Annotated in this window: 27 protein-coding genes; 11 read left to right on the top strand and 16 right to left on the bottom strand. The window is 71.2% G+C overall.

What is annotated here, in order from left to right:
* Window position 1 precedes the first annotated feature (1 nt).
* A complete protein-coding gene (gene cysS / locus MZC64_RS08130) occupies window positions 2-1393 on the bottom strand; it encodes a cysteine--tRNA ligase (protein WP_247761357.1) in 1392 nt (463 codons plus the stop codon).
* Window positions 1394-1476: 83 nt separating this feature from the next.
* Window positions 1477-2148, bottom strand: coding sequence for an HAD family hydrolase (locus MZC64_RS08125; RefSeq protein WP_247761349.1), 672 nt, complete (start codon window positions 2146-2148; stop codon window positions 1477-1479).
* 102 nt (window positions 2149-2250) lie between these two features.
* Between MZC64_RS08125 and MZC64_RS08120 the strand changes: the two genes are divergently transcribed.
* The gene (locus MZC64_RS08120) at window positions 2251-2391 is read left to right on the top strand and encodes a hypothetical protein (RefSeq protein ID WP_247761347.1); all 141 of its coding nucleotides are present in this window, start codon (window positions 2251-2253) and stop codon (window positions 2389-2391) included.
* On the opposite strand, the gene MZC64_RS08115 is transcribed toward MZC64_RS08120, so the two are convergent.
* Complete coding sequence (locus MZC64_RS08115) at window positions 2381-3655, bottom strand: MFS transporter (protein ID WP_308300974.1); 1275 nt, start codon at window positions 3653-3655, stop codon at window positions 2381-2383. The two genes, MZC64_RS08120 and MZC64_RS08115, sit on opposite strands and share 11 nt — an antisense overlap.
* A 402-nt stretch (window positions 3656-4057) precedes the next feature.
* Between MZC64_RS08115 and MZC64_RS08110 the strand changes: the two genes are divergently transcribed.
* Complete coding sequence (locus MZC64_RS08110; protein WP_247761345.1) at window positions 4058-4279, top strand: hypothetical protein; 222 nt, start codon at window positions 4058-4060, stop codon at window positions 4277-4279.
* A gap of 102 nt (window positions 4280-4381) precedes the next feature.
* Here MZC64_RS08110 and ispF read toward each other — a convergent pair whose 3' ends face one another.
* The 3 genes from ispF to MZC64_RS08095 are packed head-to-tail and all read right to left on the bottom strand — an operon-like array spanning window position 4382 to window position 6082.
* Complete coding sequence (ispF, locus tag MZC64_RS08105; protein WP_308300973.1) at window positions 4382-4855, bottom strand: 2-C-methyl-D-erythritol 2,4-cyclodiphosphate synthase; 474 nt, start codon at window positions 4853-4855, stop codon at window positions 4382-4384.
* Window positions 4852-5565: a 2-C-methyl-D-erythritol 4-phosphate cytidylyltransferase gene (gene ispD / locus MZC64_RS08100; protein ID WP_247761343.1), complete on the bottom strand. Its 714-nt coding sequence runs from the start codon at window positions 5563-5565 to the stop codon at window positions 4852-4854. The genes ispF and ispD overlap by 4 nt, the downstream gene beginning before the upstream one ends.
* Before the next feature lie 28 nt (window positions 5566-5593).
* Window positions 5594-6082 carry a CarD family transcriptional regulator gene (locus tag MZC64_RS08095; RefSeq protein ID WP_065915127.1) on the bottom strand — a complete coding sequence of 163 codons (489 nt, stop codon included), beginning with the start codon at window positions 6080-6082 and terminating at the stop codon, window positions 5594-5596.
* 342 nt (window positions 6083-6424) lie between these two features.
* On the opposite strand from MZC64_RS08095, the gene MZC64_RS08090 reads away from it, so the two are divergent.
* Window positions 6425-7141, top strand: a complete 717-nt coding sequence (locus MZC64_RS08090) for a hypothetical protein (protein WP_247761341.1) — start codon at window positions 6425-6427, stop codon at window positions 7139-7141.
* Between the two features lie 38 nt (window positions 7142-7179).
* Window positions 7180-8556 carry a DNA repair protein RadA gene (radA, locus tag MZC64_RS08085; RefSeq protein ID WP_247761340.1) on the top strand — a complete coding sequence of 459 codons (1377 nt, stop codon included), beginning with the start codon at window positions 7180-7182 and terminating at the stop codon, window positions 8554-8556.
* A 185-nt stretch (window positions 8557-8741) separates the two neighbouring features.
* On the opposite strand, the gene MZC64_RS08080 is transcribed toward radA, so the two are convergent.
* Both MZC64_RS08080 and MZC64_RS08075 read right to left on the bottom strand, forming a co-directional pair.
* Entirely contained in the window at window positions 8742-9899 is a 1158-nt protein-coding gene (locus MZC64_RS08080) for a CU044_5270 family protein (protein WP_247761338.1), read from the bottom strand.
* On the bottom strand, window positions 9896-10489 hold the full coding sequence (locus MZC64_RS08075) for an RNA polymerase sigma factor (RefSeq protein WP_247761336.1): 594 nt from the start codon (window positions 10487-10489) through the stop codon (window positions 9896-9898). Before MZC64_RS08075 ends, MZC64_RS08080 begins: the two co-directional genes overlap by 4 nt.
* A gap of 96 nt (window positions 10490-10585) precedes the next feature.
* On the opposite strand from MZC64_RS08075, the gene disA reads away from it, so the two are divergent.
* Window positions 10586-11665, top strand: coding sequence for a DNA integrity scanning diadenylate cyclase DisA (disA, locus tag MZC64_RS08070; RefSeq protein WP_247761334.1), 1080 nt, complete (start codon window positions 10586-10588; stop codon window positions 11663-11665).
* Here disA and MZC64_RS08065 read toward each other — a convergent pair whose 3' ends face one another.
* Window positions 11666-12358 carry a DUF4232 domain-containing protein gene (locus tag MZC64_RS08065; protein ID WP_247761333.1) on the bottom strand — a complete coding sequence of 231 codons (693 nt, stop codon included), beginning with the start codon at window positions 12356-12358 and terminating at the stop codon, window positions 11666-11668.
* A 205-nt stretch (window positions 12359-12563) separates the two neighbouring features.
* Between MZC64_RS08065 and MZC64_RS08060 the strand changes: the two genes are divergently transcribed.
* A complete protein-coding gene (locus MZC64_RS08060; RefSeq protein WP_247761331.1) occupies window positions 12564-13055 on the top strand; it encodes a carbonic anhydrase in 492 nt (163 codons plus the stop codon).
* Here the strand turns inward: MZC64_RS08060 and MZC64_RS08055 are convergent.
* Entirely contained in the window at window positions 13052-14470 is a 1419-nt protein-coding gene (locus tag MZC64_RS08055; protein ID WP_247761329.1) for a short-chain fatty acid transporter, read from the bottom strand. The two genes, MZC64_RS08060 and MZC64_RS08055, sit on opposite strands and share 4 nt — an antisense overlap.
* Window positions 14471-14512: 42 nt before the next feature.
* Here MZC64_RS08055 and MZC64_RS08050 point away from each other — a divergent pair, with 42 nt between their 5' ends.
* Window positions 14513-15400 carry an A/G-specific adenine glycosylase gene (locus tag MZC64_RS08050; protein ID WP_247761327.1) on the top strand — a complete coding sequence of 296 codons (888 nt, stop codon included), beginning with the start codon at window positions 14513-14515 and terminating at the stop codon, window positions 15398-15400.
* On the opposite strand, the gene MZC64_RS08045 is transcribed toward MZC64_RS08050, so the two are convergent.
* The 3 genes from MZC64_RS08045 to MZC64_RS08035 are packed head-to-tail and all read right to left on the bottom strand — an operon-like array spanning window position 15397 to window position 16967.
* Window positions 15397-16359 carry a HAMP domain-containing sensor histidine kinase gene (locus MZC64_RS08045; protein ID WP_247761326.1) on the bottom strand — a complete coding sequence of 321 codons (963 nt, stop codon included), beginning with the start codon at window positions 16357-16359 and terminating at the stop codon, window positions 15397-15399. The genes MZC64_RS08050 and MZC64_RS08045 overlap by 4 nt on opposite strands.
* On the bottom strand, window positions 16356-16538 hold the full coding sequence (locus MZC64_RS49085; RefSeq protein ID WP_374205650.1) for a hypothetical protein: 183 nt from the start codon (window positions 16536-16538) through the stop codon (window positions 16356-16358). Before MZC64_RS49085 ends, MZC64_RS08045 begins: the two co-directional genes overlap by 4 nt.
* A gap of 57 nt (window positions 16539-16595) precedes the next feature.
* The gene (locus MZC64_RS08035) at window positions 16596-16967 is read right to left on the bottom strand and encodes a DoxX family protein (protein WP_247761324.1); all 372 of its coding nucleotides are present in this window, start codon (window positions 16965-16967) and stop codon (window positions 16596-16598) included.
* 85 nt (window positions 16968-17052) lie between these two features.
* On the opposite strand from MZC64_RS08035, the gene MZC64_RS08030 reads away from it, so the two are divergent.
* On the top strand, window positions 17053-17580 hold the full coding sequence (locus MZC64_RS08030) for a 2'-5' RNA ligase family protein (protein WP_247761322.1): 528 nt from the start codon (window positions 17053-17055) through the stop codon (window positions 17578-17580).
* Here MZC64_RS08030 and MZC64_RS08025 read toward each other — a convergent pair.
* Complete coding sequence (locus tag MZC64_RS08025) at window positions 17577-18347, bottom strand: alpha/beta fold hydrolase (RefSeq protein ID WP_247761321.1); 771 nt, start codon at window positions 18345-18347, stop codon at window positions 17577-17579. The genes MZC64_RS08030 and MZC64_RS08025 overlap by 4 nt on opposite strands.
* Window positions 18348-18370: 23 nt before the next feature.
* On the opposite strand from MZC64_RS08025, the gene MZC64_RS08020 reads away from it, so the two are divergent.
* On the top strand, window positions 18371-18685 hold the full coding sequence (locus MZC64_RS08020) for an antibiotic biosynthesis monooxygenase (RefSeq protein WP_247761319.1): 315 nt from the start codon (window positions 18371-18373) through the stop codon (window positions 18683-18685).
* Window positions 18660-19493 carry a Sir2 family NAD-dependent protein deacetylase gene (locus MZC64_RS08015; protein WP_247761317.1) on the top strand — a complete coding sequence of 278 codons (834 nt, stop codon included), beginning with the start codon at window positions 18660-18662 and terminating at the stop codon, window positions 19491-19493. Before MZC64_RS08020 ends, MZC64_RS08015 begins: the two co-directional genes overlap by 26 nt.
* Here MZC64_RS08015 and MZC64_RS08010 read toward each other — a convergent pair.
* Together MZC64_RS08010 and MZC64_RS08005 are read right to left on the bottom strand one after the other, a co-directional pair.
* A complete protein-coding gene (locus MZC64_RS08010; RefSeq protein WP_247761315.1) occupies window positions 19490-20557 on the bottom strand; it encodes an endonuclease/exonuclease/phosphatase family protein in 1068 nt (355 codons plus the stop codon). The genes MZC64_RS08015 and MZC64_RS08010 overlap by 4 nt on opposite strands.
* A gap of 169 nt (window positions 20558-20726) precedes the next feature.
* Window positions 20727-23282, bottom strand: a complete 2556-nt coding sequence (locus tag MZC64_RS08005) for an ATP-dependent Clp protease ATP-binding subunit (RefSeq protein WP_247761313.1) — start codon at window positions 23280-23282, stop codon at window positions 20727-20729.
* Window positions 23283-23563: 281 nt separating this feature from the next.
* On the opposite strand from MZC64_RS08005, the gene MZC64_RS08000 reads away from it, so the two are divergent.
* The gene (locus MZC64_RS08000; protein ID WP_374205649.1) at window positions 23564-24391 is read left to right on the top strand and encodes a (2Fe-2S)-binding protein; all 828 of its coding nucleotides are present in this window, start codon (window positions 23564-23566) and stop codon (window positions 24389-24391) included.
* Window positions 24392-24401 lie beyond the last annotated feature (10 nt).

Here is a 24401-nt window from a genome sequence, read left to right as displayed (position 1 = left end):
CTCAGCAGTCCTTCAATGTCCATAGTGGACCGGAGGCGGTGTCCTCTACCGCCACTCCGGCCGCGAGCAGTCGGTCGCGCAGCAGGTCCGCCGTGGCGAAATCCTTGCCGGCACGTGCCTTCTGCCGCTCTTCCAACAGTCCCTCGACCAGCGTGGTCAGCGCGACCCGGGAGCCTTCGTCCACAGTGGACGCGACCTCCCACTGCTCTGACAACGGGTCAAGGCCAAGCAGCCCGGTCATCGCGCGCACCGAGGCGGCGATCTCACGGGCCTTCTCATCGTCACCGGCGTCGAGCGCGGCGTTGCCGTCCCGCACGCTGGTGTGCACCACGGCGATGGCCGACGGTGTGCCGAGGTCCTCGTCCAAGGCCGCCACGTAATCGCCGGGCAGCCCTTCCTCGCCGACGCAGCCGGTGCGCTGCACCACCCGCCGCAGGAAGCCCTCGATCCGCCGGTACCCGGCCACCGCGTCGTGCAGCGCGTGCTCGGAGTATTCGATGGTGGACCGGTAGTGCGGGGTGACCAGGTAGTAGCGCAGCTCGGGCGCGCGCACCCGCTGCAGCATCTCCGGGATGGTCACCGTGTTGCCGAGCGACTTCGACATCTTCTCGCCGCTCATGGTCACCCAGGCGTTGTGCATCCAGTACTGGGCGAAGCCGTCCCCGGCCGCCCGCGACTGGGCCTGCTCGTTCTCGTGGTGCGGGAAGACCAGGTCCACCCCGCCGCCGTGGATGTCGAACTCCGGCCCGAGGTAGGCGGTGACCATGGCCGAGCACTCCAGGTGCCAGCCGGGACGCCCGCGGCCCCACGGCGTCGGCCAGGACGGCTCGCCGGGCTTGGCCGCCTTCCACAGCGTGAAGTCACGCGGGTCGCGCTTGCCGGTGGCCGCGGACTCGCCCTGCTGCACCTCGTCCAGCTTCTGCCCGGACAGCGCGCCGTACTCGGGGAAGGAGGCGACCGCGAAGTACACATCGCCCCCGGCCGCGTAGGCGTGCCCGCGCTCGATCAGCCGGTCCATCAGCTCGATCATCTGCGGCACGTGCCCGGTGGCCCTCGGCTCGACCGAGGCCGGCAGGCAGCCCAGCGCGTCGTAGGCGGAGATGAAGGCGCGTTCGTGCGTGGCCGCCCACTCCCACCACGGCCTGCCGTGTTCGGCGGCCTTGGCCAGGATCTTGTCGTCGATGTCGGTGACGTTGCGCACCAGCGTGACGTCGTCGCCATCGCGCGCCAGCCAGCGGCGCAGCACGTCGAAGTTCAGCCCGCTGCGCACATGTCCGATGTGCGGCACGCCCTGCACGGTGGCCCCACAGACATAGATCGACGCAGCCCCAGACCGGAGCGGGTGGAATTCCCGCATGCTCCTGGTAGCGGTGTCATGAAGTCGGAGAGCCACCCGACAAGGGTACGGGTTCAACGAGCATGCTAATGACCAGCCCACCCACCGGGATTTCAGTTTCCACCGGTCGGCGCTGTGGCCTACGCCGGAAGTAGGCCGTGCGTCCGCAGGACGGCCCGCAGCGCGTCCGGACGTTCGGCGGTGGGCAGCGGCGGCACCAGCGCGAAGGCGCAGCCGATCGCCTCGGCCCCGCCGTCGGCCTCCTGGCTGTCGCCGATCATGAGCACCTCGGCCGGGTCCAGGCCGAGCCGCGCGCAGCCGGTGCGGAACAGCTCCGGGTCCGGCTTGACCCGCCCCTCCACGTAGGAAAGCACGTACTCATCGGGCAGGCCGGCCACGCCGTGCCGGTCGAAGACGGTGCGGATGTCCCAGGCGATGTTGCTCAGCACGCCGACCGGGTACCCGGCGGCCTTGAGTTCGCTCAGCACCGCGGCGGTGTCCGGGTAGGCCTGCCAGGAGGCGGGCTCCAGCAGCCGGTCGTAGACCTTGCCGGCCAGCGCGGCGTCCGGCACCCCGATGTTGGCCAGCGCGGCCAGGTGCACCTCGCGGTGCAGGTCAGGGTCCAGATCCCGGCGATCCCACGCCTCGTGCAGCTCCGGCGGCAGCCCCTCCAGTCGTCCGGTGGGCGCGGTGAGCTGCCGCAGCAGGTCGGCGGCCGCGGCGTCGTCCATCAGGCCGTCCAGCCAGTTGTCGCCCAGTTCGAGCCGGAACAACGTGCCGGAGAAGTCGAAGAGCACCCCGCGAATGGTCACGGGCCCGACGTTAACCCAGAGACCCAACCGTGATCACACCTTCGTGGCGAAACGAACAGCGGCAACGAGCGATCTCACGACCGAACCCAAGGAGGCCAACGGATGATCACCGTCCACAATGGACTACGCAGGCAGCTGCTCGCGCTCGCCCTCGGCGCACTGCTGGCCGCGGGCGCCAGCCTGGCCTACCCGGCCGCCGCCGAACCCGCGCCGGCGCCCATCGCCGAACCGCTCAGCCGGTGAGTTCCACGTCCCTGGTCTCCGGCAGGCCCAGCACGCACAGCAGGCTCAGCACCGCGGCCGCGGCCACGTAGATCCCGACCGCCCCCGGCCCGAAGTCCGCGGCCAGCGCGGCCGCCACCGTCGGCGCGAGCGCGCCACCGGCCACCCCACCGAGGTTGTAGGCGAAGGACGATGCGGAGTAGCGGAACCTGGTGTCGAACAGCTCGGGCAGGAACGCGCCGAGCGGACCGTAGACCAGACCCATGGCCCCCAGCGCCAGTGCCAGCGCCACGCCGGCCAGGACCACACTCCCGCTGCCCAGCAGCGGGAAGAGCACCAGCCCCGCCAGCACCGAGAACGAGGTCCCGAAGATCAGCACCGGTTTACGCCCGTACGCGTCGGCCGCCCTGGCGGAGACGATCGTGTCCGCGGCGAGGGCCCAGATGGTGATGATGGACAGGATCAGCATGGTGTTGCGCGAGTACCCCAGCACGGTCGTGCCGTAGGAGAGGCAGAACGTGGTCGCGGTGTAGAAGAGCACGTAACAGATGACGATCACGCCGCCACCCAGCAGCAGCCGCCGCGGCGCCCGCCAGAACATCTCCACCAGCGGCATCGATGCCCGCTCCCGCTTGTCCACCAGCTCGGTGAACACCGGCGTCTCCGCGATCCGCAACCGCACGAACAACCCGACCACCACCAGCACCGCCGAGGCCAGGAACGGCACCCGCCAGCCCCACTCCCGGAACTCCGCGTCGTCCAGCAACGCCGAGAGCAGCAGGAACGACCCACTGGCCGCGAAGAACCCGACCGAAGGCCCCAGCTGCGGGAACGCCGCGTACCAGCCCCGCTTGCCCTTGGGCGCGTGCTCAGTGGCCAGCAACGCCGCCCCACCCCACTCGCCACCAAGCCCCAGCCCCTGCAGGAACCGGAACACCACCAGCAGCACCGGCGCCAGCACCCCGATCTGCGCCGCCCCCGGCAGCAACCCGATCGCCACCGTGGCCAGCCCCATCGTCAGCAACGAGGCGACCAGCATCGATTTCCGCCCCACCCGGTCCCCGAAGTGCCCGAACAGCAGGGAGCCCAGCGGCCGCGCAATGAAGGCCACCGCGAAGGTGGAGAACGCGGCCAGCGTGCCGACCACCGGGGAGAGGTCGGGGAAGAAGGTGGAGTTGAGCACCAGCGCGGCCGCGGTGCCGTAGATGTAGAAGTCGTAGAACTCGATCGCGGTGCCGATGAAGCTGGCGAGGGCGATCCGGGTCATCCCTGGTGAGCTGGACACGCGGGGCAGCCTGGTACCGGGGCCGGTGATCGTCAATCCTTCGATCGATCAGGCCGGGCGGCTGGTAATCGATCACCGGCTGGCAGCGCCGGTGTGGTCGCCTTGGGCACGCTCCGTGTCGGGCTGCCCGTAAGTGCGGCAACCCTGGCCCCACCACAGACTTACCGGTCGGTAAGGCGTAATCACACGGACAGTAGTTCGATCAACACGGTGTGCCGATGGACACACCGAGAGAGCTAACAGTCCGATAAAGGCTTTGGATACATCCTTCCCTGTTCAATCACGGAGCGAGACCGTCGATATCAGGGATGCTCCGAAAGAGTGGTGTGATCGGGGAAGGGGCGCGACATGGTGAACGCTCTGCTACCACTTTTCGTGATTTTGCCAGTTCTGCTGAGCGTGGTGGATCTCGTGTGGCACTCGAAGAAGCTGCGCGCGAACCTGGCTCGGCGACAGGCTCGGAAGGCCACCAGGGAGATCAGGGAGCGTCGGCTACCGGCGCCGCGGGCGTGTCGCGCGGCGGCGACCGCCCGGCGGATCCAGCAGGCCCGGCTGCCAGTCACCCGGTCCGGGGCCATCATGATCACCACGCGTGCCGCGTCCGGGGTGTCCGCCGGGCTGTAGCGCGTTGAGAAAGGTCACATCAGGAGGAACACCCGGGAACGCCGGGTCGTTCCTTTTCTGCTGTCCGGATGCGGACAGCAGGGACCGGACGGCGCGAGCGGGTCAGGCGCGGTAGATCAGGGCGGTGGCGACCGCGGCGATGCCCTCGCCGCGACCGGTCAGGCCCAGGCCGTCCGTGGTGGTGCCGGAGACCGCGACGTCGCCGCCCGCTGCCTCGGAGAGCACCTTCTGCGCCTCGTCCCGGCGCTTGCCGATACGCGGGGCGTTGCCGATGACCTGCACCACCGCGTTGCCCACCTGCCAGCCGTCCTCGGCCAGCAGGTCGCGGACGTGGGCGAGCAGTTCCACCCCGTGCGCGCCGGACCAGCGGGGGTCGCCGGTGCCGAAGACCGCGCCCAGGTCGCCCTTGCCGGCGGCGGAGAGCAGGGCGTCGCACAGGGCGTGTGCGGCCACGTCGCCGTCGGAGTGACCGGCGCAGCCGTCCACGCCTTCCCACAGCAGGCCGGCCATCCAGCAGTCGCGGCCGGGCTCGATCGGGTGCACATCGGTGCCTACTCCGACACGCGGCGGGATCACGCCTGGCCCTCCACAGCTTGGGTGCGCGCGGCCAGCAGGGCGTTGGCCACGGTGAGGTCGAACGGGGTGGTGACCTTCATCGCATCGGCGTGGCCGGGCACGGTGTGCACCGGGATGCCGATCCGCTCGACCAGGCCCGCGTCGTCGGTGGCGGCCACGCCGTCGGCCAGCGCGGCCTCATGGGCGCGGCGCAGCACGTCGACGGCGAAGCCTTGGGGGGTTTGCACGGCACGCAGGGTGGTCCGGTCGGGCGTGGCGCGAACCACACCTTCGGCATCCACCTGCTTGATCGTGTCGGCCACCGGAAGGGCCGGGATGACCGCCTTGGCGCCCGCTCGCACGGCCTCGACCACCGCGGCGGTCAGCTCCGGCGGGGTGAAGGCGCGGGCCGCGTCGTGCACGAGCACGACCTCGGCGTCCGGGACGATCTCCAGCGCGGCGTCCAGGGCCAGCTTGACTGATTCGGAACGCTCGGCGCCTCCGACAACGACGTGCACCGCCGCACCGACCGAAGCCAGTGCGGCGGTCACGACGTCCATCTCGGAGCGTGGCGCGGCGACGACGACCTGCTGGACACAGCCCGAACGCCACAGACCACGTACCGCGTGTACCAATAACGGCTCGCCGCCGACTTCGACGAGGGCCTTCGGCACACCGGCACCGAGCCGCTCACCTCGCCCGGCAGCGGGCACGAGCGCGACAACACTCATGGCAGCGGCGGTGTCTTCTCTCGACTTGTCAGGAGGCGGTGGCGAGGACTTCGTCGAGGAGAACCTCGGCCTTGTCCTCGTCAGTGCCTTCGGCCAGGGCCAGCTCGCTCACCAGTATTTGCCGAGCCTTGGCCAACATGCGCTTCTCACCAGCGGACAGGCCGCGGTCCTTCTCCCGTCGCCAGAGATCGCGCACCACTTCGGCAACCTTGTTCACATCGCCGGAGGCGAGCTTCTCGAGGTTGGCCTTGTACCGCCGAGACCAGTTGGTGGGTTCTTCGGTGTGCGGAGCACGCAGCACCTCGAAGACCCGGTCCAGACCTTCCTGACCGACAACGTCCCGCACACCGACGATCTCGGCGTTGTCCGCGGGCACCCGGACGGTGAGGTCTCCTTGCGCGACCTTGAGGACGAGGTACTTCTTCTCCTCGCCCTTGATCACGCGGGTCTCAATTGCTTCGATGAGAGCGGCACCGTGGTGCGGGTAGACGACGGTCTCTCCGACCTTGAAAACCATGTGTCCTCTGCCCCTTTCGCTGCCCCCATCCTAACACGTCCGGCCATCTCCGCTCGACCCCCGTGCGATCTGTAAGCGCAGGTCAGCGGCCACGGGAGGGGTTGACAAACCAGAGCGGGACATGCTTCCCCCGGTCAGCGCAGGACAACGCCGGGTCCACAGTGGACTTTTGATCTCCGTGAAACTCCGGGGCACGGCGAAATGGCCTACGCCGTATTGCGCGAACAGGTGATCATCAATACCCGCCACCTGGCACGGCACCAGGTGCCACCCACGCGGGCGCGGGTGGTTAGGCTGCGGCCGAGGAGTTCACCAGGTACTCCAGGGAAGGATCGGCGCGCTGTGAGCCGTGTAGAGCAGAAGGCAGTCCGTGCCCGCCTGGTCCCGGCGGCGCTGGGTCTGGGTATCGCGCTGGCCGTGACCGGCTGTGGCGCCGGCATGAACTCGCAGACCGCGGTCCAGGTCGCCGCGGTGAACGGGGCGAGCGGCAAGGTCGGGGCCATCGAACTGCGTGATGGCCAGCTCGCCTTCCCTTCGAACAACCCCAAGAAGTACTACCCGGCCAAGAGCAACGCCTCCCTGGGCATCTCCCTGGTCAACAGCGGGCCCAACGACGACAAGCTCGTCTCGGTCAGCTCCGAGGGCGCGGGCTCGGTCGAACTCAAGGGCGACGGCGCCATCCCGTCCGGTTTCGCCATTCGCGCCGAGCTGAACGAGCCCGAGCACGCCACCACCAGCGCGGCCACCACCAGCGCGACGCCGACCGGCACCTCCGGCGCGGCCACCTCCTCCGCGGGCCGCCCCGCAGGCACCACCGGCTCCTCGACCTCGGCGGCCACCCCGTCCAGCTCCGCGGTGGACAGCAAGCTCAAGGTCGGCACCGTGCTGCTCACCGTGGTCGGCCTCAAGCACGACCTGTGGCCGGGCAAGACCATCCCGGTGGTGTTCACCTTCGCCAAGGCCGGTCAGGTCACCCTGCAGGTGCCGATCGCCGCGGATGAGGAACACCGCGAGGACCTGCCCAAGACCGGCGGACACGGCGGCGGTGGCGGTCACTGATCCGGTGACTGTCGGTCCGACCCCCTAGGTTCACCGGCGTGGCGAAGAACGTGCGGGTGACCCGTCCCGGCTACCGCTGTGCCGAATGCGGCAACGAGGTGGCCAAGTGGGTCGGCCGCTGCCCGGAATGCCAGGCCTGGGGCACGGTCGAGGAGAAGGGCGCGGTCAAACCCGCGCTGGCCAAGATCACCGCGAGTGCGGTGTCCGCGCCCGCCCGGCCGATCGGCGAGGTCGACATCGAGGCCGCCCGCGCGGTCTCCACCGGCGTCGGCGAACTGGACCGGGTGCTCGGCGGCGGGGTCGTGCCGGGCGCGGTGATCCTGCTCGCGGGTGAGCCGGGGGTCGGCAAGTCCACACTGCTGCTGGAGGTCGCGCACCGCTGGGCCGCCTCGGTCGGCAACGGGCGCTCGCTCTACATCACCGGCGAGGAGTCCGCGGGCCAGGTGCGGCTGCGCGCGGAGCGGACCGGGAACCTGCACGGCGAGATGTACCTGGCCGCCGAGGGCGAGCTGGGCGCGATCCTGGGCCACATCGAGGCGGTGCGGCCGGGACTGCTGATCGTGGACTCGGTGCAGACCATCCAGTCCGCCATGATCGACGGCGCGCCGGGCGGGGTCACCCAGGTGCGCGCGGTGGCCTCGGCGCTGATCGCGGTGGCCAAGGAGAACAACCTGCCGGTGCTGCTGGTCGGGCACGTCACCAAGGACGGTTCGATCGCCGGGCCGCGGATGCTGGAGCACCTGGTGGACGTGGTGCTGCACTTCGAGGGCGACCGGCATTCCACCCTGCGGCTGATCCGCGGGGTGAAGAACCGCTACGGCCCGGCCGACGAGGTGGGTTGTTTCGAGCTGCGCGACGACGGCATCGTCGGGGTGGCCGACCCGTCCGGGCTCTTCCTCAACCAGCGCGATGTTGGCGTGCCCGGCACCGCGATCACGGTGATCGTGGAGGGCAAGCGGCCGCTGCTGGGCGAGGTGCAGGCGCTGGTGGCCGCGACCAACCTGCCCGCGCCGCGGCGCGCGGTGAGCGGGCTGGACTCGGCCAGGGTGGCGATGGTGCTCGCGGTGCTGGAACGCCGCGGCCGGGTGCGCCTTGGCGACAAGGACGTGTTCACCGCGACCGTGGGCGGCATGCGGGTGCTGGAGCCGGCGGCGGACCTGGCGGTGGCGCTGGCGGTGGCCTCGGCCGCGCGGGATGTCGCGTTGCCGCCCACCATGATCGCGCTTGGCGAGGTCGGGCTGGCCGGTGAAGTGCGGCGGGTGGCCGGGGCCGGGCGGCGGCTGGCCGAGGCGGCCCGGATGGGCTTCACGCACGCGCTGGTGCCGCCGGACTCGGGCGCGTTGCCGCCAGAGATCAAGGCCACCGTGGTGCCGGATCTTGGCTCCGCACTGCGGGAACTGCGCGCCGAGGACTGAGACGTGGAAAGGCCCGCACACCCCCGAGCGGTGTGCGGGCCCTCTTCCAGCAAGCACAGCCCGGACCCCGAATCCCGACTGGCCACAACACTTGATTTCGTGTCCACCAACTCGATGGCTGAGGAGTGAACGCGCTAACAATACCCCCTACCCCCTGGGGTGTGTCACGCGCGGTCACCCATTGCTCACCGGGACGGCGCAATCCCCGCCTGAGCTGCGATGGCCGTGTTCACCGTGCTGTGCTCGATGGCCGTGCCCCTCGGGTAGTACGCGCTGTCCTGCCGCACCACGGTGCGCTCGCCGAGGAACCGGCCGGAGGACGGCTCGATGATGATCTCGGTGCCGGTCCGGTCGTCCTCGACCCCGAGCGAGACGCCGTGCCTGCCGCCGAGGTCCACCGCGTGGTCCTTGATCCTGAGGCCGGGCAACAGGCGCAGGGCTTCGTAGACCCGGTTGCGGACCTCGGTGCGCAGCCTGCCGGTGCGCAGCGCGGCGCGGGCGTTGTCCAGCGCCACGGACTCGCCGATGCCGGCCGGATCGTGCGCGCGTAGTGCGGCGTAGAGCCCCTGCGGATCACTCGGCAGCGCGTTCTGCCAGCTCTGAGTGGGGTTGTGCCAGGCTCCGGCGCGGTCGCGGGCGTGCACGGCCTCGGGCGGCAGGATCGGACAGGGCGCCTGCTCGCAGCGGGTCAGCTCACCCGCCTGGCTGAATTCCCCGCGCGGGGCCCGCTTCTCGGTGACCTGGCCGGTGGGCTCCAGCGGCAGCCCGGCGGCCCGGTACCCGGCCTCGGTGACGCCCAGGGTCCACTGCCGGTTGCCGGTCAGGCGTTCCCGCCGCACCCACTCGCCGTTCTCGTCGAAGGGGATCCAGGTCTCGCGGAGGGTTTCCTCCAGGTAGCTGTAGGTCTTGCCGTCGCGGTCCCAGCTGGAGGCGTCCCAGGACCGGGTCTGGATGTAGCGGTACTCGCCGGGGTTGAGCGGGCGGTCGCCGTCACCGGCCCTGGCGGCGGTGGCCAGCACGTCCCGGGCGTCGGCCGTCCCGCCGCCGGAGAAGGGCTGGGCCAGCAGCGCGCCGGTGGTGACCAGCGCGACCGCGGCGGCCGCCAGCAGCCAGCGCCGGGCGGCACGACGCGGCCGGGCCGGGGCCGGGGGCTGCGGCGGGATCGCGGCCGGAGCCGGGGCCTGGGCCGGGGCCGGGATCGCGGCCGGGGCTGGGAGCTGGGCCGCGGTCAGTAGCCGGGAGCGGGCGGCGGCCAGGGCTTCCGGGGCCGGGGACACCTCCGGGCGCAGCCGGTCCAGGGCGGCGTCGAGTTCGTCCTCGCTCCACAGGCGGTGCTCGGTCATCGGGTGTCCTCCTCGCTGGGGTTGGTGGTCTGGGCGCGCAGGCCGCGGCGGACCCGGTGCAGCCGGGAGCGCACGGTGCCGACCGGGATGTCCAGTGCCTGCGCCACCTCGGTGGAGTCCAGGCCGGCCCAGGAGGTCAGCAGCAGCACGTCCCGGTCGCCGGCGGCCAGCCCGGCCAGCGCCGCGGCCAGGCCGCGGGTGGCGGTCTCGGCGTCCACCCTGGCCGCGACGCGCCCGTCGTGACCGTCCTCATGAGGTCGGTCGGCGCCGGCCGCGCGGGCGGTGGCCTGGTAGCCGCGGACCTCGGCCCGCAGGTGGCCGCGCAGCAGGTTGGTGGCGATCCCGTACAGCCAGGAGCGCACCGCGGCGCGGGCCGGGTCGTAGCTGTGCCGCCGTTGCAGCGCGACCAGGAAGGTCTCGCTGACCAGGTCATCGGCCGCGGTGGCGCCCACCCGGCGGGCCAGGTAGCGGTGCAGCGCGGCGGCGTGCGCGTCGAACAGGCGCCCGAACACCGCGGCCGGTTGCGGGCACGACAGGTCGGGGTGCTCGGCCTCGGCAGGGGGCGGCGCCCCGGCCCGGCGTTCGGTCATCGTCCTCACAACCTGTGTTGTCCGCCGGAGGTCGAGGCGTTCACGCGTTCGTGGCCGAACGTAGACTCCGGTGTCGGATCGGGCAGGAGGGGCATCGTGAGCGAGCGGACGCAGTCGGAGCTGGTGCGGGCTACCCTGGCCCGGCTCGCGCCCGGCACGGCGCTGCGGGACGGCCTGGAGCGGATCCTGCGCGGCCGCACCGGCGGACTGATCGTGCTCGGCCACGACGAGGCGGTGGAGTCCATCTGCGACGGTGGCTTCCGGCTGGACGTGGAGTTCAGCGCCACCCGGTTACGCGAGCTGTCCAAAATGGACGGCGCGCTGGTGCTCTCCACCGACGCGGGCAAGATCCTGCGGGCCAACGTGCAGCTGGTGCCGGATCCGACCATCCCGACCGAGGAGTCCGGCACCCGGCACCGCACCGCCGAGCGCACCGCGATCCAGACCGGGCACCCGGTGGTCTCGGTCAGCCAGTCGATGAGCATCGTCAGCGTGTACGTGGACGGGCGCAGGCACGTGCTGACCGATTCGGCCACCATCCTGTCGCGGGCGAACCAGGCGCTGTCCACTTTGGAGCGGTACAAGGCCCGGCTGGACGAGGTGGCGCAGGCGCTGTCCGCGCTGGAGATCGAGGACTTCGTCACGCTCAAGGACGCGATGACCGTGGTGCAGCGGCTGGAGATGGTGCAGCGCATCGCGGACGAGATCGGCTGGCACGTGGTCGAGCTGGGCGCGGACGGCCGGTTGATCGAGCTGCAGCTCGACGAGCTGGTCGGCGGGGTCGAGCTGGACCGCGAGCTGGTGATCATGGACTACCTGGTGGAGGAGCCGGGCGCGCCGAGCACCGGTGCGGTGGTGGCCGCGCTGGACGCGCTGGACGGCACCGAACTGCTGGACGTGGCCGCGATCGCGGCCGCCTTCGGCTTCCCGGCCGGACCGGAGTCGCTGGACGGCCAGGTCAGCCCGCGCGGGTACCGGCTGCTGGCCAGGGTGCCGCGGCTGCCCGCGCCGGTGCAGCACCGGCTGGTGGAGCACTTCGGCTCGTTGCAGGCGCTGCTGGCGGCCACCGCGGACGATCTGCAGACCGTGGACGGGGTCGGCGACACCAGGGCCCGGATGGTCCGCGAGGGGCTGTCCCGGCTGGCCGAGTCCTCGATCGTGGACCGCTACGGCTGATCAGCGCAGCCGGAACGGAGCCGGCGGGCTGGCCAGGTCGTCGACCTTGGCCACCACGGTGTACTCCCCGGCGAGCACGGTCTTGCGCTTGCCCGCGCAGGTCGGCGCCGAGGTGCGGCCGTGCCAGGCCAGCCGGAACACGGCCGTGCCGCCGGGTTCCAGGGTGCGCAGGTCGGGGTTGCGGCCGGGGTAGCAGTCGTTGCTGGACCACAGCCGGGCGCCGTCCAGGCCGAAGACCAGGATCTCCTGCACCCGGGGATCCAGTTCGCGAGTGCACGGCACCGGGCCGGTGTTGGTCACCACCAGCCGGAACTCCGGCCGCTGACCCACCCGGTACTCGGGCGCGCCGACCTCGGCGGTGACCTTGGTGACCTGGTTCGGGCAGGGCTGCGGCGGTCCAGGGGGCGGCGGCGGAGGCGGTGGCGGCGGGGGCTGGTCCGGGGGCGGCCCAGGGTTGCTCGGCGGCGGCAGCGCCGAGGGACTGCCCGGCGTACTCGTGCCGGTCGCGGCCAGGCTGCGCGCGGCCGCGGCGGCCCGCAGCTCGGCCAGTTCGCGTTCGGTGTCCTCACTCCCGCCGAAGGCCAGGCCGACCGCCCACACCCCGAGGAGTAAGACCAGCACGAACGCGCCAAGGGCTACCGCGCGCCGGCGCCAGTACACCGACGGCGGGTGAGGTCCCACCGGATCCAGCACATGCAGACGGTAACGCCCCGGTTGCTCCGAATGACGTAACTGGCCGTTGGGCCGTTCGGGCGTGTTGCGTGCGCAACCAAGAGTGGACCGGACGCGTGAGTTTCCTCAAACGAGTCTTGCCCTGTTCACATACTCGGGTTCTCATCAAGGGAGTAGGGCAACCCCCTCAGACACCCGGATGCTGCCGTGCCTTGAGGAGTGTGTCATGACCGCGATCGACGAACTGCTCCAGCGCAACGCCGTCGCAGGCGAACTGGGCCACCCGGAGATCCCCTCTCCGAAGCCCTCCCTGCACCTGGCGATCGTCACCTGCATGGACGCCCGGATCAAGGTGTTCGACGTCTTCGGGCTCCGGCATGGTGAGGCGCACATCCTGCGCAACGCCGGTGGCGTGGTCACCGACGACATGATCCGCTCGCTGACGATCTCCCAGCGCAAGCTGGAAACCCAGGAGATCATCGTCATGCAGCACACCAGCTGCGGCCTGGCCACCTTCACCGAGGACGACTTCAAGGACGAGCTGGAACGCGAGACCGGCCTGCGTCCGCCGTGGGCCCTGGAGGCCTTCCGCGAGGTCAAGGACAGCGTCCGGCAGTCCGTGCAGCGGGTGCGGCGCAGCCCCTTCCTGTTGCACACCGACCAGGTCCGCGGCTTCGTCTACGACGTGTCCACCGCGCTGTTGCACGAGGTCATCTAGGGGAACGAGAGGGTCCGCGCGAACAGGGTCACCACGATGAGCACGGTCGGGAAGCAGACCAGGAACATCGCGAAGGTGTAGCCCATGATGTCGCGGGCCTTGAGTCCGAGCACGGCCAGCGTCGGCAGCATCCAGAACGGCTGGAGCAGGTTGGCGCTGGCCTCCCCCAGGTCGTAGACCACCACCATCCAGCCCTGGTGCACCTGGAGCTGGTTGGCCGCGTCCAGCACGTACGGGGCCTCGATCACCCACTTGCTGCCGCCGCTGGGCACGAACACGCCCAGCACGCAGGAGTAGATGGCGATCAGCGCCGGGTAGAGCACCGGGTTGGAGATGTCCACCAGCCAGCCGGCGATGGTGGCGGACAGGCCGGTGAAGGCGATCATGCCGAAGATGCCGCCGTAGAGCGGGAACTGCAGCAGCACCCCGGCCGCGGCGGGCGCGCCCGCGCGCACCGCGGCGACCAGCCGATACGGCCGCCAGTGCAGGATCAGCGCGAGCAGCAGCAGGATCAGGTTGATGGTGTTGAGGTCCAGCGCGGTCAGCGGGTTGCCGGCGGCGTTGACGAAGTGCCGCACCAGGTACCAGGCGCCGATGGCGAAGATCAGCACCGAGAACACCGGGCTGCGCTCCAGCCAGTCCCCCGGCCTGCCCTTGGGTTCGGCCTCAGCCGGGGCGAGCAGCGGTTTCAGCTCGATGCCCAGGTCGGCGGCGGTTTTGGCGCGCTCGCCGGAGGGCGCGATCAGCGCGGCGGTGACCACCGCGACCACGAAGACGATCAGCGTGGCCACGATGCCCTGCCACAGGAAAATGGTCTCGGTGAGCGGGATCAGCCCGGTGCCGCGCCCGGCCTTGATCACCTCCTGCACCGCCTTGGGGCTGGACTCGGCGCTGGCCACCTGCAGCGCGGCCGAGCCGGACAGGCCCTGCGCCCACACCGTGCCCAGGCCGAGGAAGGCCATCGCGCCCAGCGCCCGGTAGTCCACCCCGCGCACCAGCCGGGCGATCTCCTTGGCCAGGATCGCGGCGAAGATCAGGCTGAACGCCCAGTTCAGGTACGAGGTGATCATCGAGGCCGCGGCGGTGAAGGTGATCGCCGCGCGCGGGGTCTTCGGGATGGTGGCCAGCCAGGCGATCACCCTGGCCACCGGCCGGGCGGTGGCCAGCGCGTACCCGCCGATGATGATCATCGCCATCTGCAGGGTGAAGGTGACCAGGCTCCAGACGCCCTTGCCCCAGCCGTCGATCAGCGCGGTCGGCGACTGGCCGGTGGCCAGGCCCAGCAGCAGCACGATGATCGTGCCCACAAGCACGAAGCCGAAGGCGTCCGGCAGCCAGCGTTCGGTGAACGCGGTGAACCGCAACGCGATCCTGGCCAGCAGGTTGTCCGAGGGTGGGGCAGAACGGGTGGCCATGTTTCCTCCGCGTCCAGGGCAGGTGCGAGGATTGTGCACGCTATGGCGACTGTTTCTTCCCTGGATCCCGGGGCCGTGCTCGGCTGGTTCGACCGGGTCGCCCGCGACCTGCCCTGGCGGGACCCCGACTGCACCGGCTGGGGCGTGCTGGTCAGCGAGGTCATGCTGCAGCAGACCCCGGTGGCCCGGGTGGAGCCGATCTGGCTGGACTGGATGGCGCGCTGGCCGGTGCCCTCGGCGCTGGCCGCGGCCGGTCAGGGCGAGGTGCTGCGGGCCTGGGGCAAGCTGGGCTACCCGCGCCGGGCGCTGCGGCTGCACGCCGCGGCCACCGCGATCGCGGCCGAGCACGGCGATGTGGTGCCCGCCGACGTGGACACCCTGCTGGGCCTGCCCGGGATCGGCGCGTACACCGCGCGGGCGGTGGCCGCCTTCGCCTACGGGCAACGCACCCCGGTGGTGGACACCAACGTGCGCCGGGTGGTGGCCCGCGCGGTGCACGGAGCCGCGGACGCCGGACCGCCCTCGACCACCAGGGACCTGGCCGATGTCGAGGTGCTGCTGCCGCGCGAACCCGCGCGGGCGGCCCGGTACTCGGCGGCGCTGATGGAGCTGGGCGCGGTGGTCTGCGTGGCCCGGTCCCCGCGCTGCGCGGACTGCCCGGTCTACGCCGACTGCGCCTGGCAGCGAGCCGGACGACCGGCCTACGCGGGTCCGGCCAAGGTGGTGCAAAAGTTCGCCGGCACCGACCGGCAGGTGCGTGGCCGGCTCCTCGACGTGCTGCGCGGCGCGCCGGGTCCGGTGTCCAGGGCGGCGCTGGACGCGGCCTGGGACGAGTCAGGGCAACGGGACCGGTGCCTGCACTCGCTGCTGGTGGACGGCCTGGTCGAGCAGACCGACAACGGGATGTTCGCGCTACCTGGCGAGGGCTAGAAGCGCACGTCCACGGTCAGGCCGCCGTCCGGGTTCGGGCTGGCGGTGATCGTGCCGTGGTGCGCGGTGACCACCGCCCGCGCGATGGCCAGGCCCAGCCCGTGCCCGGCCGGCCTGGTGCGCCCGGCGGAGCGGACGAAAGGCTCGAACAGCTGCCCGGCCAGCTCGGCCGGGATCAGCGGGCCGGTGTTGGTCACGGTGAGCCTGCCGTCGGCCACCGTGACCCTGGCCCGGCCGCCGGGCCGGTTGTGCCGGATCGCGTTGGCCAGCAGGGTGTTCACCAGCCGCAGCAACAGGATCGGCTCGCCGGGGAAAGTGGTGGCGGCCAGTTCGGCGGAGACGGTGACGCCGCCGGGGTCCAGGTTGGCCAGGGCCTGCGCGGCGATGACGGCCAGGTCGGTAGGCACCGGGTTGGTCAGGCCGTGCTCGGCGCGGGCCAGGTCGAGCAGCGCGTCCACCAGCTCAGTGCCGCGCTCGTTCACGGTGCGCAGCTTGGCGGTCAGGTCCGGCAGGTCGCAGCGTTCCGGGTGCGCGGCGGCGACCTCCAGCAGAGTGCGGCTGGTGGCCAGCGGGGTGCGCAGCTCGTGCGCGACGTTGGCGGCGAAGCGGCGCTGCGCGGTGGTGGCGGTCTCCAGGCGGGCCAGCAGGCCATTGACGGTGCCGGCGAGGCGTTGCAGCTCGTCCGGCGGGCCGGGCTGCTCGATCCGGCCGTGCGGGTGCCCGGCCGAGATCCGCTCGGCCAGGCCGGTGATCCGGCGCAGCGGGGCCAGCACCCGGCCCGCGACGAACCAGCCGGTGCCGAGCGCGGCGGCGAGCACCAGCAGTGCGGCGATGGCCAGCGGTAGCAGGCCCGACCCCGCGGGCTCAGGTAGCCAGGCGCTGATCAGGAAGTAGAGCGCGAGGCCGGCCGCGGTGGCGGTGCCCGCGTAGAGCAGCGTGATCCGGGTGCGGATGGTCATGACCGGCCCCCGTCCGCGTCCAGGACCGGCGAACACCGGTCCTGGGCGCGGCACCGCGGAGCGCGGACCCTGGCCACCAGCTCGGGGAAGCGGAACGGCCTGGCCAGGTAGTCGTCAGCGCCCAGGTTGAAGCCGCCGACGATGTCGGCGAGTGCGTCCTCGGCCACCGGAACCCGCATGGCCCCAAGGGTCGCCGACCGGGTGTTTCCGCAGCGTCTCCGCGCGCGGGGGCTAGGTCAGAGCGGGTACGGGCCGAACCGGCCCCAGGCGATGACCACGGCCAGCACCAGGAACACCGCGGCCGGCGCGAGCTGGCCGAACTCCTTGCGCCGGACGTGCGTGAGCACCGCGCCCAGCATGGTGATGGCCAGCCCGGTGGCGGCCAGCGGCACCAGCACCGGCGCGATACCGGTGACCGCGGGCAGGATCAGGCCGAGCGCGCCGAGCACCTCCACGGCGCCGATGCCGCGGAAGGCCGGGTCGGAGTAGGACTCCGCCCAGGACATCTTGTCGAGCAACTTCTCGCGGCCCTGGCTGAGCTTGGCCGCGCCGGCGCCGAGCATGGCGGCGGCGAGCACGATCTGCAGGATCCACAGCACGGTGTTCATGACGGCTCCAGGTGGGCCAGATGGAATGTGCCGCGATTAGTGTGCTCCGATTTTCGTAGTAGGTCACGTGCGGCACGATGCGCGAGTGGCTGACGCTCTGGAGATGTTCTTCGACCCCGAGGCCGACACCGCGGTGCGCGGACTGTGGCGCAGGCTGGAGCAGGCCGGGGCGCCCAGCCTGGCCACCCTGACCCACCGGCGGCACCAGCCGCACATCTCGCTGGCGGTGGCCGCGCAGATCCCGGCCAAGGCTCGGGCGGAACTGCGCGCGGACCTGGCGCTGCTGGCCATGCCCGGCCTCTGGCTGCACAACGTCGGGGCCTTCGCCACCAGCGAGAACGTGCTGATGCTGGCCGCGGTGGTGGACGCCGAACTGCTCGCGGTGCACTCGGCCGTGCACGATGTGCTGGCCGGGCGGGTCAAACACCCCTCGGCCTACTACCTGCCAGGGTCCTGGGTGCCGCACTGCACCCTCGCGCAGGGCGTGACCGGGGCTGAGCTGGCCGCAGGGTTCGCCGCGGTGCACCCGTACGAGCCGATCCGGGCGAGCGTGGCCGCGATCGGTGTGGTGGACACCCGCACCGGCGAGGTCGACGAACTGTGGTCCGCCTAGCGGCCCAGCACCTCGCTGACAAAAGCCTCCACCGCGCCCCGGTACAGCTCGGGGGCCTCGTAGTGCACGACGTGGCCGGCCCCCTCGGCCAGGAAGTAGCGGCCGTACTGGGCCCGCCGGGCCACCTCGGCGATCTGGCCGGGCGGCATGCCCGAGTACCCGGCCTCGATGGCCAGCAGCGGGCAGCGCACCGCCTCGACGAAGGACCAGTACTCGCGCTCGCCCCATTCGGCGGCGATCTCGTAGAGGTCCTCCAGGTCGGCGGTGAGCCGGTAGCCGTCCGGCGTTTCCTCGAAGCACTCGATGAAGTAGTCGCCGACATCGGTCCGGTCCGCGCCGAAGAACTCGCGCACCGCGGCCAGCGACTGGAACGGCATCGGCCAGGCCGCGAACCAGTCCCGCCACTCCTCGACACTCTTGCCACGCTGGTCCGGGGCCATGTCCTCGGAGACCACCGCCCGCACCAGCTCGGGATGCCGGGCGGCCAGCGCCCAGGCGTGCAGGCCGCCCATGGAGTGGCCGATCACGATCGCGGGCCCCAGTTCCAGCTGCCGGATCCGCTCGGCCGCGTCGTCGGCGAAGGTCTCGGTGCGCCACGGCTTGTCCCTGGTGGCGCGGCCGTGCGCGCGGGCGTCCAGGCCGACCACCCGGCCGTAGCGGCGCAGCCATTGGGCGGTGGACCACCAGGTGCTGGCCCGGCCCATCAGCCCGTGCAGCAACAGGATTCCCGGTCCCTCGCCACCGAAGTCGAGCACGCCGTCACGCATGCCGGTCAGGCTAGGCTGGCCGCATGGCCGTTGTGAAGATCAATGCGATCGAGGTACCCGATGGCTCCGGCGCGGAGCTGGAGAAGCGGTTCGCCGCGCGTCTGGGCGCGGTGGAGGGCGAGCCGGGTTTCCTCGGTTTTGAGATGCTCCGCCCGAAGGCGGGCGAGGACCGCTACTTCATCTACACCCGCTGGGAGACCGAAGAGCACTTCCAGGCGTGGATGAACGGTTCGGCCAAGGCCGCGCACTCCGGTGAGCGGGCCAAGCCGGTCGGCACCGGGTCCAGCCTGCTGGAGTTCGAGGTCGTGCTCAGTGCCGGACCTCGCGTCCAGGACTGATCTCACCCGCGCCGCGGATCTGCTGCGCGGCGCGGACGCGCTGCTGGTGTGCGCGGGCGCGGGCATGGGCGTGGACAGCGGCCTGCCGGACTTCCGCGGTGACGCGGGCTTCTGGCGGGCCTACCCGCCCTATGCCGCGCTCGGCCTGCGCTTCGAGGAGCTGGCCGACCCGGTGCACTTCGCCGAGGACCCGGCGCTGGCCTGGGGTTTCTACGGGCACCGGATCGCGCTGTACCGGGCCACCGGGCCGCACGCCGGGTTCGCCCTGCTGCGCAAGTGGGGTGAACGGCTGCCACGCGGGCAGTGGGTGTTCACCTCCAACGTGGACGGCCAGTTCCAGCTGGCCGGCTTCGACCGGGTGGCCGAATGCCACGGCTCGATCCACTGGCTGCAGTGCGCGGGCGGCTGCTCCGACGACATCTGGCCGGCCGCCGACCTCCAGGTCGAGGTCGACCCGGAAACCATGCGGGCCGTCGGCGAGCTGCCGGGCTGTCCCGGCTGCGGCGGACTGGCCCGGCCGAACATCCTGATGTTCGGCGACTACGACTGGGTCGGCAGGCGCAGCCAGGTCCAGCTTGAGGACTACACCCGCTGGCGGCGGGAACTGCGCGGGGCGAACCTGGTGGTGGTCGAGATCGGCGCAGGCCAGGCCGTGCCCACCGTGCGGCGGCAGGCCGAACTGGCCAGCGCGGCAGGCGGCGGGCTGATCCGGATCAACCCGCGGGAGCCGCAGCTCCGGCACGGGCGCGGCATCGCACTGCCGCTGACCTGCCTGGATGCCTTGCAGCAGCTGGACGAGCTGGTCTAGGGACCCGCACTGGGCACGGTGAGGGTGGCCAGGATCGCGCGGTGGTCGCTGCCCGGGATCTCGAAGACGTCGAAGCGGTCCACCGGGCAGCGCCGGTCCACCAGCACGTGGTCCAGGGTCACCGGCGGCGGGATCAGCCCGGCGCCGACCCCCGGCCAGGTCGGGGTGAGTCCGGCGCCGGCCTGATCGGCGGCGTCCAGGTAGCCCTGGCCGAGCAGGCTGCGCAGCGGCGAGTGGTCAAGGGTGGCGTTGAAGTCCCCGGCCAGCACCCGGGCCGGGCCCTCGGTGCGCGGTTCGGGCAGCGTGCCCAGATCCCGCAGCCACGGCTGCGCGCCCTCGGGGCCGACCGGGATGCGCGGGTGCACCGCCATGATCTCCAGGCTGCGCGGGCCGGGCAGGTTGACCAGCGCGGCGGGCTGGGCGAACGCGCCGGGCGCGGGCGGGCGGCCGAGCACGATCCGGGTCAGCGGGTGCCGGGAGGCGATACCGGTGCCCGCGGCCCCGTCGGCCGGTTCCAGCACCCGGAACGGCAGCTCCTGGTTGAGTCCGGCCTGTGCCAGCGCGGTCACCGATTCCGGGGTGAGTTCCTGCAGGCTGAGCACGTCGGCCTTGGTGCTGCGCACCAGGTTCACCACGAACGCCGGATCGGCCCGGCCGAAGAGCAGGTTCACCGACAGCACCCGGACCTGCGCGCCGACCGCGATCGGCCGCGCCTTCACAAACGCCCTTGGCAGCACGATGAAGGCCAGCAGCACCGTGCACAGCACCAGCACGATGGCCAGCAGCCAGCGCCGGAACAGCAGCGTGAGCACCGCGAGCAGGGCCGCAGCCGGCAGTGCGTACGGGGTCAGCGCGATCGCGGCGGCCGCGTGCTTCTGCTGGTCGAAGCCGACCGCGCGCAACCCGGTGAGCGCGATGACCGGCAGGGCCAGCAGCAACAGCGTCACCCCGGCGAACTTCCCGCCGCGCCGCCGCCGCTTGGGTTCCTCCGGCTCCGGCGGCCGGGGCGGTGCGGGCCGACGCGTCAATGGCGTCGTGTCTGCCTCGATCCGCGGATAGCTCACCCCACCAGAGTGCCTGATCATCCGCGCGAGGGGGCGACGGCGGCCTGAGCGGGGGTCCGGGGGCGGAGCCCGCCGGGCGGGGCCTGGGGGTTGCACCCCCAGAAAACACGACGGGCGAGGTGGTTCGCGCTTTCCGCGAACACACCTCGCCCAATCGCTAAGGGCTCGATCAGCCGTTGGTGCCGGTGCCCGACTCGGGCTCGTCACCACCGGCCGGACCGGCCAGGTCGACGGGCGGCGCGTCCGGCACGCGGGTCGGCTTGGCCTCACCGCGGAAGGTGAACTTCACCTTGTCGTCCGGACCCTCGCCGTCCCAGCCCTCGACATCGCAGATGATGATCTGCCCAGGCTGGATCTCGCCGAAGAGGATCTTCTCCGAGAGCTGGTCCTCGATCTCCCGCTGGATCGTCCGGCGCAGCGGCCGCGCGCCCAGCACCGGGTCGAACCCGCGCTTGGCCAGCAGCTTCTTCGCGTTCGGGGTCAGCTCCAGCGACATGTCCTTGTTGCGGAGCTGGGTTTCCACCCGGTTGATCATCAGGTCGACCATGCGGATGATCTGTTCCTCGGTGAGCTGGTGGAAGACGATGATGTCGTCGATCCGGTTGAGGAACTCGGGGCGGAAGTGCTTCTTCAGCTCGTCGTTGACCTTCTGCTTCATCCGGTCGTAGTTCGACCCTTCACCGGTCTTCGCGGTGAAGCCGAGGCCGACGGCCTTGGAGATGTCCTGGGTGCCGAGGTTCGAGGTGAAGATGATCACGGTGTTCTTGAAGTCCACCGTGCGGCCCTGGCCATCGGTCAGGCGGCCGTCCTCAAGCACCTGGAGCAGCGTGTTGTAGACCTCCTGGTGCGCCTTCTCGATCTCGTCGAAGAGCACCACGGAGAACGGCTTGCGCCGCACCTTCTCGGTGAGCTGACCGCCCTCCTCGTAGCCGACGTACCCGGGGGGCGCGCCGAAGAGCCGCGAGGCGGTGTAGCGGTCGTGGAACTCGCCCATGTCGATCTGGATGAGCGCGTCGTCCTCGCCGAAGAGGAACTCGGCCAGCGCCTTGGACAGCTCGGTCTTACCCACACCGGACGGGCCGGCGAAGATGAACGAGCCGGAGGGGCGCTTCGGGTCCTTCAGACCGGCGCGGGTACGGCGGATCGCCTGCGAGACGGACTTGACCGCCTCGAACTGGCCGATGATCCGCTTGTGCAGCTCGTCTTCCATCCGGAGCAGACGCGAGGTCTCCTCCTCGGTGAGCTTGAAGACGGGGATGCCGGTCCAGTTCGCCAGCACTTCGGCGATCTGCTCCTCGTCGACCTCGGCGACGACGTCGAGGTCACCGGCCTTCCACTGCTTCTCCCGCTCGGCCTTCTGGCCCAGCAGCTGCTTCTCCGCGTCCCGGAGCTTGGCCGCGCGCTCGAAGTCCTGCGCGTCGATCGCGGATTCCTTGTCCCGGCGCACGTCGGCGATCTTCTCGTCGAACTCGCGCAGGTCCGGCGGCGCGGTCATCCGGCGGATGCGCATCCGGGCGCCGGCCTCGTCGATCAGGTCGATCGCCTTGTCCGGCAGGAAGCGGTCGTTGATGTACCGGTCGGCCAGGGTGGCGGCGGCGACCAGCGCGGAGTCGGTGATCGAGACCCGGTGGTGCGCCTCGTACCGGTCGCGGAGACCCTTGAGGATCTCGATGGTGTGCTCGAGCGAGGGCTCGCCGACCTGGATCGGCTGGAAACGGCGCTCCAGCGCGGGGTCCTTCTCGACGTGCTTGCGGTACTCGTCCAGCGTGGTGGCGCCGATGGTCTGCAGCTCACCTCGGGCGAGCATCGGCTTGAGGATGCTGGCGGCGTCGATCGCGCCTTCCGCGGCGCCCGCACCGACCAGGGTGTGGATCTCGTCGATGAACAGGATGATGTCGCCGCGGGTGCGGATCTCCTTGAGCACCTTCTTCAGGCGCTCCTCGAAGTCACCGCGGTAGCGGGAACCGGCCACCAGCGAGCCGAGGTCGAGGGTGTAGAGCTGCTTGTCCTTGAGCGTCTCGGGCACCTCGCCCTTGACGATCCGCTGGGCAAGGCCCTCCACGACCGCGGTCTTGCCGACGCCGGGCTCACCGATGAGCACCGGGTTGTTCTTGGTGCGCCGGGACAGCACCTGCATGACCCGCTCGATCTCCTTCTCGCGCCCGATGACCGGGTCGAGCTTGCCCTCGCGGGCGGAGGAGGTGAGATTGCGGCCGAACTGGTCGAGCACCAGCGAGGAGGAGGGAGTGCCCTCGCCCCTGCCACCGGACTCGGCGGGCTCCTTGCCCTGGTAGCCGGAGAGCAGCTGCAGCACCTGCTGCCGCACCCGGTTCAGGTCGGCGCCCAGCTTCACCAGGACCTGGGCGGCCACGCCCTCGCCCTCGCGGATCAGGCCGAGCAGGATGTGCTCGGTGCCGATGTAGTTGTGGCCGAGCTGGAGAGCCTCCCGCAGGGACAGCTCGAGGACCTTCTTCGCCCTCGGCGTGAACGGGATGTGCCCGCTCGGCGCCTGCTGGCCCTGACCGATGATCTCTTCGACCTGCTGGCGCACGCCCTCAAGGGCGATGCCCAGCGACTCCAGCGCCTTGGCGGCGACACCCTCACCTTCGTGGATCAAGCCCAGAAGGATGTGCTCGGTGCCAATGTAGTTGTGGTTCAACATCCTGGCTTCCTCCTGGGCCAGGACAACCACCCGCCTCGCGCGGTCGGTAAACCTTTCGAACATTCGCACTCCCTGACTGCTGCGCCGGCGGCCCTCGACCCCGCGTCTCACTCCCGGGTCGGCACCGTAGGGCCACTCTAGTCGGCCCGACTTCTTCCTTCTGTTCTCACACTCTCGCTACTGACCGACACAACGAGTGTGAGGTGGACACAATTCCACCGGATCGGCGGTGTCCGCTAAGCGCGAACAAACCACCTCCCGGCGATGAGATCACCCCGATGGCGCAACACGCGCTTACCCTAGGTTAGGTTAGGCAAGCCTGACCAACAACCGAGGAGCCGTGCGTGACCGTCCGTCTGGCGCACAGCGCCCTGGCCGACTCACTGGCCAGCGCCGACACCTCGCGCGGACACGTGACCGTGCGCTTCGGGACTCCCGACGACTCCTGGCGGAACTGCGCCGAACTGCTGGCCGATCCGGCCCGCTTCGACCTCTGGCGCAAGGACCTCGCCGAATGGCTCAACGAACGGCACGACGGAAATATTCCGGACCGCACCACCGCCGGGTATGTGCTGGCCTGGTACCTGCAGATCCCGGCCTACCTGGGCGCGATCCTGTTCCACACCGCGCGCCGGGTGCCCTGGCTGCGGCCGGCCGATCTTGCTTTCCGCCTTTCGGGTGATCGTCCGCACCCCGATGGGATCGCGCTGCTTTCTGCCGGTTTCGTCTGCCTACCGGATGACCCGGCGGCCGGCACGCCGGAGGCCACCGTGGTCCGGGACGAGGCCGCGCTGGCCGGGGTGCTGCGGGCGCGCTACGCCGGGCACGCCCGCGAGTTCGTCGCCGCCTACGGCCCGACCGTCCGGCTGGGCAGGCACATGCTCTGGGGCGCGGCCACCGACGCGCTGGACAGCGCGCTGTGGAACACCGGCCGGATGTTCGGCGACGAGGGCGCCGGGGTGGCGCAGGCCGCGCTGGTGCTGCCGGCGCGGATCGAACCGTTCACCTCGGCCTCCCGGCTGTACCCGGTGCACGGCGAGGGCCGGACAGTGTGGACCCGGCGCCGGGAGAGCTGCTGCTTCCACTTCGCCCTCGACGGCGGCACCGCCTGCGTGACCTGCCCTCGAGTGTCCGCGGCCGAGCGGGAAAAGCGGGTGCTCGAGCAGCCCTGACCCGGTTGAC

The organism is Crossiella sp. S99.2 (assembly GCF_023094165.1).
Taxonomy (GTDB): domain Bacteria; phylum Actinomycetota; class Actinomycetes; order Mycobacteriales; family Pseudonocardiaceae; genus Crossiella.
Note: the sequence above shows the minus strand (reverse complement) of the source record. Positions and strands in the feature narration are given on the sequence as shown.